Origin of the sequence: Paenibacillus campinasensis (assembly GCF_002272015.1) — a bacterium.
Lineage (GTDB): Bacteria > Bacillota > Bacilli > Paenibacillales > Paenibacillaceae > Paenibacillus_AQ > Paenibacillus_AQ campinasensis.
Genome location: NZ_NPBY01000093.1, coordinates 1 through 14,863 on the forward strand (window position 1 = coordinate 1; position 14,863 = coordinate 14,863).

The 14,863-nt window shown below is 46.1% G+C and carries 9 protein-coding genes and 1 pseudogene; all 10 read left to right on the plus strand.

Going from position 1 to position 14,863, the window contains the following annotated elements; genetic code table 11:
* Positions 1 to 136: 136 nt before the first annotated feature.
* On the plus strand, positions 137 to 6,007 hold the full coding sequence (locus CHH67_RS24040) for a DUF3320 domain-containing protein (protein ID WP_218832081.1): 5,871 nt from the start codon (positions 137 to 139) through the stop codon (positions 6,005 to 6,007).
* A gap of 110 nt (positions 6,008 to 6,117) precedes the next feature.
* Positions 6,118 to 6,348 (plus strand): AbrB/MazE/SpoVT family DNA-binding domain-containing protein, encoded by a 231-nt coding sequence (locus tag CHH67_RS24045; protein WP_095267904.1) that lies wholly within the window; start codon positions 6,118 to 6,120, stop codon positions 6,346 to 6,348.
* Positions 6,342 to 6,677 (plus strand): endoribonuclease MazF, encoded by a 336-nt coding sequence (gene mazF, locus CHH67_RS24050; RefSeq protein ID WP_095267905.1) that lies wholly within the window; start codon positions 6,342 to 6,344, stop codon positions 6,675 to 6,677. Before CHH67_RS24045 ends, mazF begins: the two co-directional genes overlap by 7 nt.
* An 87-nt stretch (positions 6,678 to 6,764) precedes the next feature.
* Entirely contained in the window at positions 6,765 to 8,147 is a 1,383-nt protein-coding gene (locus CHH67_RS24055; RefSeq protein WP_095267906.1) for a DUF2399 domain-containing protein, read from the plus strand.
* Positions 8,132 to 9,544 carry a hypothetical protein gene (locus tag CHH67_RS24060; protein ID WP_095267909.1) on the plus strand — a complete coding sequence of 471 codons (1,413 nt, stop codon included), beginning with the start codon at positions 8,132 to 8,134 and terminating at the stop codon, positions 9,542 to 9,544. Before CHH67_RS24055 ends, CHH67_RS24060 begins: the two co-directional genes overlap by 16 nt.
* Entirely contained in the window at positions 9,534 to 10,232 is a 699-nt protein-coding gene (locus tag CHH67_RS24065; protein WP_095267907.1) for a hypothetical protein, read from the plus strand. The genes CHH67_RS24060 and CHH67_RS24065 overlap by 11 nt, the downstream gene beginning before the upstream one ends.
* A 1-nt stretch (position 10,233) precedes the next feature.
* Positions 10,234 to 11,244: pseudogene (locus CHH67_RS27250) on the plus strand (AAA family ATPase); the annotation flags it as partial.
* 45 nt (positions 11,245 to 11,289) lie between these two features.
* Positions 11,290 to 13,461 (plus strand): SMC family protein, encoded by a 2,172-nt coding sequence (locus CHH67_RS24070; RefSeq protein WP_244908316.1) that lies wholly within the window; start codon positions 11,290 to 11,292, stop codon positions 13,459 to 13,461.
* Positions 13,462 to 13,612: 151 nt separating this feature from the next.
* Positions 13,613 to 13,783 carry a hypothetical protein gene (locus CHH67_RS26375; RefSeq protein ID WP_179292217.1) on the plus strand — a complete coding sequence of 57 codons (171 nt, stop codon included), beginning with the start codon at positions 13,613 to 13,615 and terminating at the stop codon, positions 13,781 to 13,783.
* 683 nt (positions 13,784 to 14,466) lie between these two features.
* Positions 14,467 to 14,863: nuclease-related domain-containing protein (locus CHH67_RS24075; RefSeq protein ID WP_144029317.1), on the plus strand; the 397-nt coding region annotated here is incomplete at its 3' end.

The following is a 14,863-nucleotide window of genomic DNA, read 5'->3' on the forward strand; positions in this document are numbered from 1 at the left end:
TGACGGGTGGTTCTGATTTTCTCGTATTTCATGTCGAATAAAGCAGATACACCCATTATTTAGTGTTATTATAGAACTAATTGGCAATCGCTGTAGGTCTACAGGACTGAGAAACAAGAATTAGGAGGATATGGAAGTGGAGAGCAGAATATCATGCGAATGGTTGTACAGCGAAACCGTGAACTATGCTATGCAGCAGAACCATGTTCCTGTTATGAAGAGCATCATCTTAACGAATACAACAGGTGAAGATATCAAGGGAATCACGGTGAAGCTAGAATCTGAGCCGCAATTTGCATATGAATGGAAGAAGGATTTTGACATGCTTCCAGCAGGGCAATCCTTGGATATAGGTACAATTGATTTACATATGTCGACCTCTTTTTTGGGGGATTTGTCGGAACGCATATCAGGTACATTGACATTGACGGTATGGCAGAATGACACCGAATTGCTCAAGCAGCGCGGCTCGATTTCCGTCCTTGCCTTTGATGAATGGAGTGGGCTTGCCGTATTGCCTGAGATGACCGCTGCTTTCGTCACGCCGAATCATCATCAAGTGGCCGAGATCGTAAGGGAGGCGGGCACCATTCTGGAGCAATGGTCGGGAAGCCCTTCGTTTACGGCTTATCAGAGTAAGGATCCCAACCGGGTACGTATGCAGGCCGCTGCAATCTACTCTGCTTTGCAGAATCGCAAGATTTCCTACTGCGTGGCTCCTCCTAGTTTTGAGTTGATCGGTCAGCGTATTCGTCTTCCTGAGACCATCTTCACGCATGGCCTGGGAAATTGTCTGGATCTTTCCATGCTCTATGCTGCTTGTATGGAGGCGGTGGGTCTACATCCCCTGATCATTTTCACGAAAGGGCATGCGTTTGCCGGAGTCTGGCTTGTAGAGGAGACGTTTTCGGAGACGGTTCAAGATGATATATCGTTATTAACGAAAAGGCTCGCAGCGGGAATAAATGAAATCTGTGTGGTGGAGTCTACGGCTATGGTGAAGGGGGATCATATTCCATTTGATCAAGCGGCTATGCTAGCCGAGGAGCATCTGAGAGATCCCGATTCATTCGATGGCCTGGTCGATATTCGAAGAGCACGCGCAGCAGCCATACGACCGTTACCACTGCGTACGAAGGCGACAAATGGATGGGTCATTGAGGAGACTCGTGAGACGAAGATCCATGAAAGTGCTGCTCCGGAACTTCTGGAAGTGCTGGAAAAACCATTGGAAGTTGATTCGTTGCAGCCTACAACGCGGCAAAAGCAATGGGAACGTAAGCTGCTAGATTTGACGCTTCGTAATTCACTGCTCAATTTTCGCTTAACCAAGTCGAGCATTCCGGTCATTTCTGCCCAGTTGGGAGATTTAGAAGATGCGCTGGCTGACGGCGATGAATTTCAACTGTTGGCTAGGCCCAGTGACTGGGAGGATAACGGGCGAAACGCCAGCTTGTATCAAAGTGTGAATGCCAATCACCCACTCGTTAAATTGTTGCAGGAAGAATTCGTCCGGAGACGACTGAGAGCCGATTTGAATGCTCAAGACCTAGAGAAAAGAATTGTACATATTTATCGGTCTGCCCGAACTTCATTGGAAGAGAATGGGGCTAACACGCTTTTTCTTGCGTTGGGTCTCTTGAAATGGTATGAGTCACCGGTTAGCGAACTTCCTCGATATGCGCCGATTGTGCTGATTCCTGTAGATATTTTGCGAAAATCTTCACGACAAGGATATGTCATTCGGGCGAGGGATGAAGAACCGCAGATTAATATTACACTGCTGGAGATGCTAAGGCAGGATTTCGGTATCGGCATTGATGGCCTGGACCCGCTTCCGAGGGATGAGAAAGGCATTGCCTTGAAACAGATCTTTAACGTTATTCGACATGCATTAATTCAAGTATCCCGCTGGGACATCGAGGAAACGGCTAATCTCGGATTGTTTTCTTTCGGGCAATTTGTAATGTGGAATGACATTCGCACGAGAGCTGATCAATTGGCAGAGAATCAAGTGGTGGCAAGCCTTATTCAGGGGCAATTACAGCTACAGGAATCTGTGGAAGTGAAGCCCGAGCTGCTCGATGAAGAGCATCCGGCTCACTCGTTGATTCCGGTTAGTGCGGATTCTTCACAATTGTCGGCCATTCGCGCGGCGCTTAAGGGGCAAAGCTTTGTGCTGCACGGCCCTCCAGGAACCGGGAAGTCCCAGACCATTACGAATATGATTGCTAGTGCTCTGGCCAATGGGAAGAAAGTGCTGTTCGTAGCGGAGAAGATGGCAGCATTGTCCGTTGTTCAGCGAAGATTAGAACAGATCGGTTTGGGCCCTTTTTGCCTGGAACTTCACTCCAACAAAAGCACAAAGCGAGCAGTCCTTGACCAATTAAGCAATGCGATTGATGTGCAGCGGATACAGTCTAGCGAGTCATGGAAAAGACAAGCAGATCGCTTGTTCCAGTTGAGAGAGACGTTAAACGGTTATGTAAAAGCCCTTCATCGAAAACATGCTTTTGGCTTATCTTTATTTGAAGCGATAGCGGAGTATGAGAGGGCGGGTGAAGCACCGGATGTCGTTACGTTCAATGACGCAGCGATTGAAGGACTGAACCCGGATACCTTGGTTGTATGGAATGACACGGTTGCTCAATTAATCGCAGCTGGGGCTACCCTTGGCAATCCGGGCGAGCATCCTTGGGCGGACTCTAAGGTTACATCCTATAGACAGGAGCTGAAGGCAAACGCAGAAGTATTGATAAAGAGCTACATCGTAGAGCTTGAGGGACGACAGAAAGCGATGAATGAAGCGCTGAAGCATTTCAAGCTTGGAGCTCTTCCGATGACTCAAGACAAAATCTTCATACTTGCACAGTTGTGTGAGCTGGCTAGCCGTGTACCGGATATTAAACCTGCCCTCATGCAAGAGATCAATCTCGAAGAATCGGTCGAAAGGCTAAAGGCCGCAGCACTTCAGGGCAAACGCCGAGACGAGATTAGAGGTAAGGTTTCCAAATTATTCACTTCAGAGGCTCATCGTTTAGATGCCCAAATGATGTTATCTACTTGGGATAGCTTGGAGCTAAAATGGTTCCTTCCGAAATGGGCTGGGCAAAATCGCATTTTTAATGTGCTGAAGAAAATGACGGTTCCCGGTCAAGGGATAGCCAAGCAGGATGTCAGATCTCACTTGCTGGATATCATTTCCCTGCAGGAAGAGGAACAGAAGTTAAGTCGAGCAAGGGACGAATCCGCTCCATTCCTTGGTTCCTCGCTGATCTGGGATGACGAAGGCAAGTGGGACGACATCATAGAGACTTGCGAGTGGCTGAATCGATTGCATGCAGCGTTAACGGCTTGGTTTGAAAATACTACTGATGCCCATCACGCAAGAACACAGATTGCAGAATTTATGGTTGAGCTTCGTGGGAATGCTGCGCTGAATCAATCGATACAGTCTATACTCCGTAGTCATGAACAAGTAAAGAATCAGGAAAAGGAGCTCCGCGATCTATTGCAGATTGACTTTGAGCGCATGGCGCATCAGTCTCAGAATTTGGACTGGCACGATGATCTCCTGGAAAAAGCAAATGGATGGATATCTCATCTAGATGTATTGAGAGATTGGTGTACGTGGCGAAGAGTGCGATCGCAGGCGGAGGAGCAAGGACTTCTCCCTCTTGTCATTCCATACGAAGAAGGGCGTCTATCTAATGACCAGTTGAAGGACGCTTTTGACCGTGGACTCTATAAAAAAATAGCAAATTACATCATTGCGCGTGATGAGCAATTCGTGTCATTCTCCGGCAATGTATTTGAAGAGACCCTACTTCGCTTCAAAGAAGCTGACGAGGAATATACGAGACTAACCCAACAAGAAATTGTGGCCAGGCTTTCTTCGATAGTGCCTCAAATGACGCAGGAAGCATCGCAAAGTTCGGAAGCCGGCATACTTCAGCGGGCGATTCGCAGCGGCGGGAGAAATATGTCGATTCGTAAGCTGTTTGAACAGATTCCGAATTTGCTGCCACGATTAGTGCCCTGCATGTTGATGAGTCCGATTTCTGTAGCACAGTACCTCGATCCTGAACGGTCCCCATTCGATATGGTTATATTTGACGAAGCCTCTCAGGTGCCAACGGCAGAAGCGGTTGGGGCACTGGCAAGGGGACAACAGTCTGTTATCGTAGGTGATCCGAAACAGCTGCCACCAACGAGCTTCTTTTCGAAGAGCCGTCAGGAAACGGAGGAAGAGGAACCGGCGCTGCAAGACATGGAGAGCATATTGGATGATTGTTTGGCGCTTGGAATGCCGGAGCGACATCTGACCTGGCATTATCGCAGTCGGCATGAAAGCCTGATCGCTTTCAGTAACGCTCATTACTACGAAAATAAGTTAATGACCTTCCCATCTCCGGATGAACCCGTTTCAAGTGTGAAATGGTGCCCTGTCGAAGGATATTATGATCGGGGACGTACGAAACAGAATCGAGCGGAGGGTGAGGCTGTCGTTGCTGAGATTGTTCGCCGCATTAAGGATCCGGTCTTGCGTCAACAGAGCTTGGGTGTCGTCACGTTTAGCTCCATTCAGCAAACCTTGATTGAGGATATGCTTGAAGAAGTACTGAAGCAAGAACCGGAAGTGGAAATGCTGATGATGCAAATGCCGGAACCCCTATTCATCAAAAACCTTGAGAATGTTCAAGGGGATGAACGGGACGTTATTTTGTTCTCAGTAGGATATGGGCCTGATGCAAACGGTAAGGTGAGCCTGAATTTTGGCCCATTAAACCGGCAGGGAGGTTGGAGGCGGTTAAATGTTGCCGTATCAAGAGCTAGGTACGAAATGCTGGTATTCTCAACACTGCACGCCCATCACCTGAATGCAAGCAGGATCAGCAGCGAAGGTGTACTAGGCTTAAAAGCGTTCCTTGAGTATGCGGAAAAAGGAAAACGGATCCTGCCTGCAAGCGAGGCGTCGTCTCAAGCGCTTCAGGTTTCGCATGTTCACCGAAGTCTGGCCGCTGAATTGAACAAGCGCGGATACCAAGCGGATCTCTATGTCGGGGCATCGGGATATCGCATTGATTTAGCGGTATTGGACCCTGAGTCCGATCATTATGCATTAGGGATTCTCCTTGACGGACCGATGTATCAAAATGCAGAATCTGCACGGGATCGAAATATTTTGCGGGAAGAAGTGCTTAAGCAGCTTGGCTGGAATTTGTTGAGGGTGTGGAGTCCGGATTGGTGGGACAATAGAGAAGCCGTAGTGAGCCGTATTGTGGATGCTGTTAAGCGAGGAAGAGAGGTCAAGAAGCTACGGGTTCAGTCCCAAGCTGAAGCGGCAGTGACTCATGAACAAGTGACATTTGATCGTTCACAGAATCCTCCGGTAAGCATGGATAAGGATCATCATGTTCAACCTGCACAGCCCCAGAAACCGAAAGAGATGCACCCTTACCATGTCTGCGTTCTGGATGCTGTTTCTTTAGGGTCGGATTGGTTTCATTCCCCGGAATCGACGGAGCTCCTTTTGGGTCAAATCCGAAAGGTCATTCAAGAAGAGGGACCTATCAGCCGGAGTTTACTTACAAAACGCATTTTACAGGCATGGGGCATTACCAGACTGGGAGCACGATTGGATCAGAGGTTTACAGAGTTGTTGATGAAGATACAACCTGCACATACGGATGGGAACGGAATGACCTTCTTGTGGCCAGAGGGAATAAAACCATCCGAGTATGGCATTTACAGAGTAGCCACAGATGACGCTCAGCGGCGAATGGCCGAAGATTTACCGCCGGAAGAAGTAGCGGTTGCCGTGAAATCCATTCTGTCTTCTCAAATTAGTCTTCCATATGTTGAGTTAACGAAACAAGTCGTTAAGGCGCTCGGATACGCTAGGTCCGGTAGTGCTCTGGAGAAGTCGATTAAATCGGGGATTCAAAGAGCTATTGAGCTGGGCTTCGCTTATGAAGATGAAAATCAGCGGGTGGTTGTGAAGTAAAGCAAGTGTTAGTCGATCATGGATTACTAAATTTCACCTAACGGTCGATGATTTGACTTCATTCAAGATAATGTTGACACTTTGTATAAACAATTGTTCGAGGTGATAATATGTCACAAGTTCAAAAATGGGGTAACAGTTTAGGCATTCGTATCCCAAAGGCATTGGCCACGGAGATAGGACTTGAGGAAGGCTCAGAAATCGATCTTGACGTTGAAGATGGTCATCTCGTCATCAAGCCGCGGACCAATAAACTGGAAGATTTACTTTCGAATATAACGCCTGATAATATCCATTCCGAGGTTCAAACAGGTGATCCGCAAGGACGAGAGCCATGGTAGAAGAAAATTATATTCCTGATCGTGGCGACTTGGTATGGTTTAATCCCAAATCTGGGCATGAGCAGTCCGGAAAACGTCCAGCTCTTGTCCTCTCACCTGCGACGTATAATGGAAAAGTCGGCTTAGCCTTATTCTGTCCTGTAACTTCCAAGGCTAAGGGCTACCCATTCGAGGTGAATATTCCACAGGATTTACCGATCGAAGGGGTTATCCTTTCTGATCAAATCAAGAGCCTCGATTGGCAATTTCGCGGAGCCAGGTTTATTTGCAGAGTTCCACAGGAGACCCTGGATGAGGTTTTGCAAAAGGTGGGGTTGTTGATTCACTAATCGTACATGATGGTAAACAAGCCGCTCCCTCGTTTGAGTTATTGGGGCGGCTTTTCCCTATAAAATATATTTAGAAGGTATGTATACATGATCATAAATCGATTTCAGAAAATCAAGAAATACATCGAACAGCATCTCCTGAAGAAAGGCGAGGTGTTGGACTGGAGTCAACAGGAATTTCAGACGAACAACTCGATCGATGTTCTTCATGAAGTTCATGTTATAAGAAGAACAACAAGAACTTACAGAAAGGTTGCTATGTTTGTTTTCTCAAGCTGCTATGATGACGACACCCCGTTGCCTGAGATGAGCTTGCTTGAATGGAGCATCGGAAAGAAGGCAAGTTTGGCAGAAAACTCAGCTACCTTCAGCCTATTGGAACAGGGATGGGTTATGAAGGAGTATCGTTTCAAATTGGACGAAAAAACAATCGAGCGGATTAGCTACCGTATGGGACTTCGATTATATGAATATAAGCAACAAATTCTGGATACCAAGAAAGAGGCTGAAGTCCGGGAGTGGAGCGAACTGCAGCGAGCCCTTGGTAATGAGCTTATCCCAATAGATGCGCTAGAAAGTTCTGATTCTCGGGGGATGTTAAATCCTCCTCCTTCATGGCTTCTTGAACGGAAAGTAAAAATGAAGCGCCTGGCTTCGATAGTGAACACGCTATTGTCTTATTCTCTCGAAGACTTCTATAATGCCTCGGAATTCCCTATGAACTGGACAGGAAGAAGACGTTTATTATTTATGCAATTCATTCAAGCCTTCGTCTCGATGGCTGTCCGTAAGCGGTCATTTGACTGGAAAGAGATTGGCGCGAATTATGATCAGCGTATTGGCGGTTCCAAGACGTTTGATCCGTACAAGCATGATTTCTTGATTCAAATAGAAGAATGGGCAGGGTGTCCGTTGCCTTTAATGGGGCTGTACAGTCTCGGACAGATCACTCCCATTTATTTTACCGGTGAAATGACAGGAAGGTACTCAACTTATTTGGCAGGGCCTGTGCATGCATTGACCGATCTATCGGTTCACCAGGATGAGTATTCGACATCAGCTGAAACAATTTGGCTTATCGAGAACCGGGCGATTCTCACGAGATTCGCTGCGGAAGGGGAGTTTGTAAAGAACAACAGGGCGTTAGTGATTGGTGTTGATGGACAGCTCAGAAGTGGACATATCCGGCTGATACAGCAACTGCTTCAAGGCGTTACGATCCGGCAGGTATTAATATGGACCGATTATGATGAAGCCGGACTTATCATCGCCCGCCATTTGCATTCCGTTGTGAAGGAGGCGTGTAACGATAGAGTGACCACGAAATGGATTTGTCACGAGCATTCTGTCGTAACTGATTTTAAACAGTATGAGAAATATATGCATGATCTGCTATTGAAAGATGAACGTATAGAACAAGAGTTGATACTGGGGAGTGAGTCAGATTGGGAGAGATGGATCGCATATTAATCTCGGTGTTTGAGAAGGAAGACAGCGCTCCGGAGTTATACCAATCGATGCGGGACATTTCTTATCTGGCAGGTGTGCTCAGCGATCTCGGAACTCATCAATGGTTAACCCCGGGTGAGCTTTTCAAATTTCTGCGGATTATTCAACTTCTGAACGAGGAGGCCCTTGGCCTGGCTGAACCGATTGAGAATGCAGATACTTTATATTATCGTTACAGGAATAAATATACCGATCCCAAGCCGCCTTCCAAGAAGCAGATTGAACAAATTGTGAATATTCTGGTCAAGTATAATTGGTTGTCCAAGCAGTCCAGGCTGATCAAGATGCGTGACGTAGGCAAGCGAATGATGGATTTTATGGTTCGTTTAGCGAATGATTCGCTGGCTTATTATATGCAGGATGAGATTGGACGGTCTTTGTTCCAAGCAAGGCGAGATGCGGAGGTTAGTGAAGCTTACGATGACCATGGCATTTCAGGCGGGAATAAGATCGCCAGTATGATTCGCAATGTGGAGAATGCCATCCAGCTGCTTAAAGAACGAGAGCTTGAAATGTTGGCAGATCGAAACGCATTGCCGCAGTTAGAACTCATTCACGGGTTGATGGAGGAACTTCAAAGGAAGCTGGAGGAGCGCTATCAACAGTTTCAAACCTTAGAAGACAGCCTGGTACTGACTTCATTGATGCAGAAGGGTACAACGGTATTAGCGGAAGGAACCAGTCTCAGTCTTGGCATGACGAATAAATATTTGAAATTTGCTACAATGCGTGAAACTGTACTTTCCTCCTATATTCAGCCTGAGAAAGTACGTGAATTTATAACCCGAATGTATAATCCCCCTGTGGATTCCGATATCCCTAATCCTTATCAGATGTTAAGCTTCATGGAACAGGATCAATACGAGGGGGAAGCCTTGGACGGATTATGGGTTCCGGTCAAGTTTGCAGCCCCTGTATCCGCAGCGGATATTACAGATTCAATTCATTACTTGGAGCAATATGAACCTAAGGTGAAGCCGATTGAAGAAGAGGAAGAGATTATTGATTACAAGCTGGATCATATATCCATAGATGAGCTCCAGGATGTTATTGGTGATTCGGCATGGCTGATGACGAAATCGATGATAAGGACAGAGGAAGTAGAGGATTATCTCGAACAAGCGGGTGAAGCATCCTTGGAACAGATCATGGTCGAAGCTTCAGGTCCTGACTGGTCAGATGCAATAAGTTCTTTGATGGCGATATCAGCCCTGATAGGAAATGACAAGGTATGGATGAATAAGGCTGTGCTTGAGGCTCAAGAGTGGCCGGAGAAGGCTTGGGAATGGATTGATCCCAACGATCGAAACTGGAAGATCAACAAAAGGAAACCGGGAGATGCAAGCGATGAATCTTGAGGAAAACAAGGATCAGACAGAAAGCCAGACGACAGAGAACTATTACACGCTACAGGCTCTTCAGGGATTAAAGGGAGTGTTAAGCCCTCAGGAGGAGCTGGTGTTTATGAATATTTTATTCTCCTCGTCCGCAACATTGCGGGGAGGTAATTTCGGTTTGTCTCGAAAGGAAGTCGAGAGGCAGCTCGGAATTGTAAATGATAGCGAAGCGTTGGATTCTTATATTGTTAGAGTCAATCAGGTGGTAGGGAGGTATTTCAAGCTCATCCTGGATCGTCGACGGGACCAGCTCATTATTATGATGAGAGTCCCTGCTAGAGCGGCAAGAAGTACTTTGTCTGAAGAAAGTCTGGCATTGCTGCTTTATATTTTTTATCAGCAAGAGGTGTTGCAGCATGAGTATACGTTATTCGATCAACTGCTGCATGCGCTTGGGCATGAAACGATGAAAGCGAATCAGAAGCTGCTATACAATCTGGATGCACTCAAGAAAATCGGGGCTATTGAGGAATATAGTGATCAGGAATTCTCGCAAGAGCGTGCGTATCAATTAACTGCGATCGGAGCAAATCTGTTCTCGGACTCCTTTCTACGGAGGACTGCCGAATTCAGTCAGTCCAATCAGTTGAGTAAAGAGGAAGTGCTTAAGTTCTTCAAGCGATACAATCTTCATACGGGAGGGGAATGAGGTGATTCCATGGAAGCTTACTTTTTCGGGAATACGAGATTATGACCCTGCTTATTTAGATTTGTCAGGTCATACAGATCATGTCATGATTACCGGACCTAATGGAGCGGGAAAATCGACCATTACGTACTGTATGGGGGCTGTTCTCTATTCCTCCAAGGTAGAAGTGGAAGGGCTGAGATCACGAAATCTATCCTCTGACCAAACGTGGAGGGCGCGAATCTCGATTCTATTTTTGAATGAAGGATCCATGCGAGTTGATGCTCCTCGTTATATCGAATTCACGCTGCTCATCAAGCAGGAACCAGGTGAACCGATTCGGAAAGAATTTATGATTGAATCTGGGGTTGAACCCGATCATTATACTGAGCGCAAGCACTACACCCCGGGAGACAAAGAATACAATTTTACAAAGTATAGAAGAGAGCTGCAATATGTCTACAAAATTGATCCTGACTTGTTCTATTTGATCTGGTACCAGCAGGAGGTAAATCAGTTTGCGACGATGTCGCCGGAAGAGCGGTTCCGAATTTTCAGTGAAATGCATGGCATTACCGATGCGCAGAGAAACTGGGAAGAAAGCATGTCCAGGCTGAAGGAAACCCGAGAATCGCTATCCATGGCAGAGACACGGCTGGCTGGGACGAAGCAAAACTTGAAGATTATGAAATCGGAACTGGATCGATATGAGAATAATAGAAAGAGACTTAGAGAAGGCGGGATTTTACGCTCTGTTTCGCTTCTTCGTCTAGAAAGGTTCTTCAAGCAGGAAAGAGAAAGCTATTCACGGCAGATCGAGCAGCTGTTATACGAGCAGGAGGAACAACAGGAAAAGAAGGTTTCCATGATGCAGGCTGAGGCGGATCTCCAGGAACAACTGGCACGATGCGCCGAGGAGCAACAGCTTGTAGATTCGCAGATTCATGAGCATGAATCAAAAATGCAGTCGGCCCGGCAAGCTAAAGAGGAGGTGGATGAAGAGATTGCAAAGCTGAAACAGGATATCGCCCAAATTGAGGAAGAAGGGAGGTACGTCAAACGAACCGAAGAGCAAGTCATGGAGGAATTAAAGGAAGTTCGTTTCGGTCTGCATGAATTAGCCGGGCAAGAACAGAGCAACAAGGAAGAGAGAGAACAGGTGGAGCGACGTTTGTCAGAGCTTCGGGATCAAGCAAGCGATCTTAAGGCGACTCTTCGTAAGGATGAAGCGGATGAAGCTGCACACCGGGATAAATTACAACAATATACTTCCAGTCATCAGGTGCAGATGGAAATCGATCAGCTTGAAGAGAGGATCAGGGGCAGAAAGAACCGACTTTATGAGCTTGAGAGGGATCTGAAAGCCTTGGAGGAGGAGCTGGAAAATCTGCGTGCAGATCGGACGATCACGCTCAGGCAGCAAATGTCTCTTCAATATTTTCAGAGATTAGGGATTCCTGCGTTTACGCTTAGTGAGCTTATTGAACTGGACGATTCAGCCAACCCAAGGCATGAAGATGTATTTAATACGATTAAATATACGGTTTTCTTTAGCGGCAGCGGTGATGGAATTAAGCCTCCAAACGATCTGTATCATGTCCCATTACTTTCTGTAGTTCCCGATCGCTCGGTAACCGTTCTGCCAGAGCTTCATCTTAGAGTGAAACCTGAACTCTCGGAAGAAAAGACCAACTATGCGAGCAAGGCATTGTGGTGGGTGGAGCAGCGGTTTCAGAGTTCATCGGTCCAAATCGAACAGCACGTTCTCCGGGATATCGCTGGCCTTCGCGGAAATCAAGAACCACCGCAGTATATTTTAAGTGCTCGTGCATTGGAGGTTCGCAAGAAACAGGTTGAGTCAAGAATAAACAAGCTTCGTTCGGAAATGCAAGAGATTGCGGCAGCTGTTCAGGAAGAAACCAAGCGTAGTCAATTTCTTGGGGGCATGATTCATCAGGTTCGTCTTGCTGAAGCTTTCATGACGACACAATATGAAAGGCAGCAACGGAAGGCCCAGCTTGAGGCAACTCATTTGGAACTGGAGGAGCTGGAAGAAGCGGAGGGTCAATTGACTCTGAAATTTCAGGAATTATTAACGGCTAAGGTAGAGCTTGATCACCGACACAGGATATTACAGCAGGAGTCAGCCTTTTATGAGAAGCTTGGCCGGCAACGTGAGACATTTGAGCAGCTTCAGATAAAACAAGAACAACAGAGTGGGTTGTTCCATGAAATTGCGGAGAATGAAAAGGGATTACAGGAGTTGGAGGATTGCCTCGGACGATTGGAGAACAAAGGAAGAAGACTTGAGCGTCAGATCGCGGACGTGAAGCATCAACTGTCCCTTGCGAATCAAAGCTTGCAGCATATCGTTAACCAGCTTCATGAATCGGAAGAAGGTAAGGTTCATGCTGAGGCAGAGCTATTAAGACTTGCTAGAATGATCGAAGAGATGAAAGCCTTAGTACCCGAGATTTTTAACGAGGCGAAACAGGTTTATGCTGAGCAGTATGGCAAGGAAGACAAAGTGAAGTTGATCACGCTTCAATCAGATCTGCAGAAAGGCGGCGTCACCTTTGACCAAGCAAGAAAGGAAGACATTGATCCTGCAGCCCCGGAGAATTACCGAATTGCCAAGGATAATTATGATCAGCTTGAGGATGAATATAAAAGAACCAAGGTCCTGTTAGAATCGGATGAACAGCGCACCATTGAGCTGCAGGATTTGTTGGAAACAACCATTAGTATGCGTGTAAGCGAAATTCAGCAGAAATTCAGATCCTATATGTCATTATTTCAGTTCGAAGGACAGGTTGACTGGGATTCTCATGAGGACAAGCAGGGCAGAACCCACTTCTATCTGTATATCAGGGCCCGGAAAGAAGGGCACCGAGGCAAGCTGGAAGATGTCAGCATCAAAGCGCGCGGCGGAAGAGTTGGCAAAGGGGTATCGGGCGGGGAAGAATCGCTGTGCTCCTTAATGTTCGCCCTGTCCCTTCTGCAGAATTTGCAATCCAATCCCGGATTTATTGTACTCGATGAATTTGATAGTGCGCTTGATGAACAAAGAAAAAATATGGTGTTTGATCTGTATGTGCGTGAATTAAATCGAAAAATGATCATTCTGACGCCGAAATCCCATGAAGCCAGTTACTTTGATCGATTTAACAAAGCTTACATCGTCTATCATAACCCATTGATTCCTCGAAGCCAGGTCATGGGATTGAAGCAGAATAAGCAACATCAATAAACAACGAAAGTAACCCACTTCCTTAAGGTTTAACCAACGAAAGTGGGTTGTTTTCTCTTTTTGCTTGCCGAACTTACGTTTGCTGGCATTCCCATGTCACCACTATTCTTTAAACTATGGATATAAGAGGAATTAGTGATGGAGGAATCCCATGAAACCAAGAAACCGTGCAATGCATTTGGAGATTAAACAAGTCATTGAGAAGTTAGGTTTAACGAGTGATCAGGTCTCAGAGTTCTATGATGTAATGAAGGAGAAATACGGGAAAGGGGAGAAAACATCCGGAAGCAAGCCTAAGCCCAAGGGGATTCCCGGAATTTAGTGAAGTTGAGCAGCGTTATCTATACGTCAAGGAAGAAGCGGAGGAGTTCCTTCCGAAAGTATATTTTGCAAATGTAAAGAAGATTGCAGGTGGCGTCAAGGCCATTCATACAGATGTCGAGCGCCATAGACAGGAGACTGGCGTGCTTCTTCTTCAACAAATCAGGGTCGTTAATCCCGACCTGGTTCTATGCTGCGGCGATATTATATTCCAAGGTGTCCATGAGCTATTGAAAAGTTCTGGCCCTCAATATATTTGAGCTTAAGAGCAGACTTCCGGCGGCCTGGAGTACATCATGTGGGCTGACATCCAAACGGTCTTTATTCGTTATCATCACTATAACGCTTACTATCAATAGCGATGTCTTATGCATATCTGATGAAGGAGATTCAGAAGTACTTAATCTTTAGGGAATGGAATTGCAACAACCATACTGGGATTTTCTACAGCACTTAATTGCGCAATTTTGGCGACAACACGCCCTCAGGAAACCAAAGAGGCATTAAAGAAGATTTTTTGGGAATAACTAGTCCCTTGCTAAATTGTTATTACATATTGATAAAGTAGACACAGCGAACTACTGCTGGGTGCATGGATGTTATAATGTTTGGATTGTAACTGAATGCCTGGGAAAGAAGAAACGGATCGGTTAAATCATTAATACATAAGAACGGAGCTCCAATATGCTAAAGAAATTAATGTCGATGTTCAAATCGAATACTCCCGATAAGAAGCCTACCAAACCTAGTACTAAAACATCTAGCCGCAAACTTAAGCCTAAAGTTCAGCCAACCCGGATCGGAGAGCTGGGAGAGCATAAGATTAACATTCAGCTTGACCAGCTTCCTAAGGGGTGTAAATACGTAAGTGATCTCATGGTGGCTAATCCGAAATCCCGTACAGGATATTCGCAGATCGATCATGTGGTCATTACCCCGCAAGGACTCTTTGTGATTGAGACAAAAAACTATAACGGAGAAATAAAGGGGACCAGAGACAATAAGTCTTGGACAGTGAGTAACCGCTTTAAAATGTACAACCCGTTTATGCAGAATTACGGTCATATTCAAGCGATTAAAA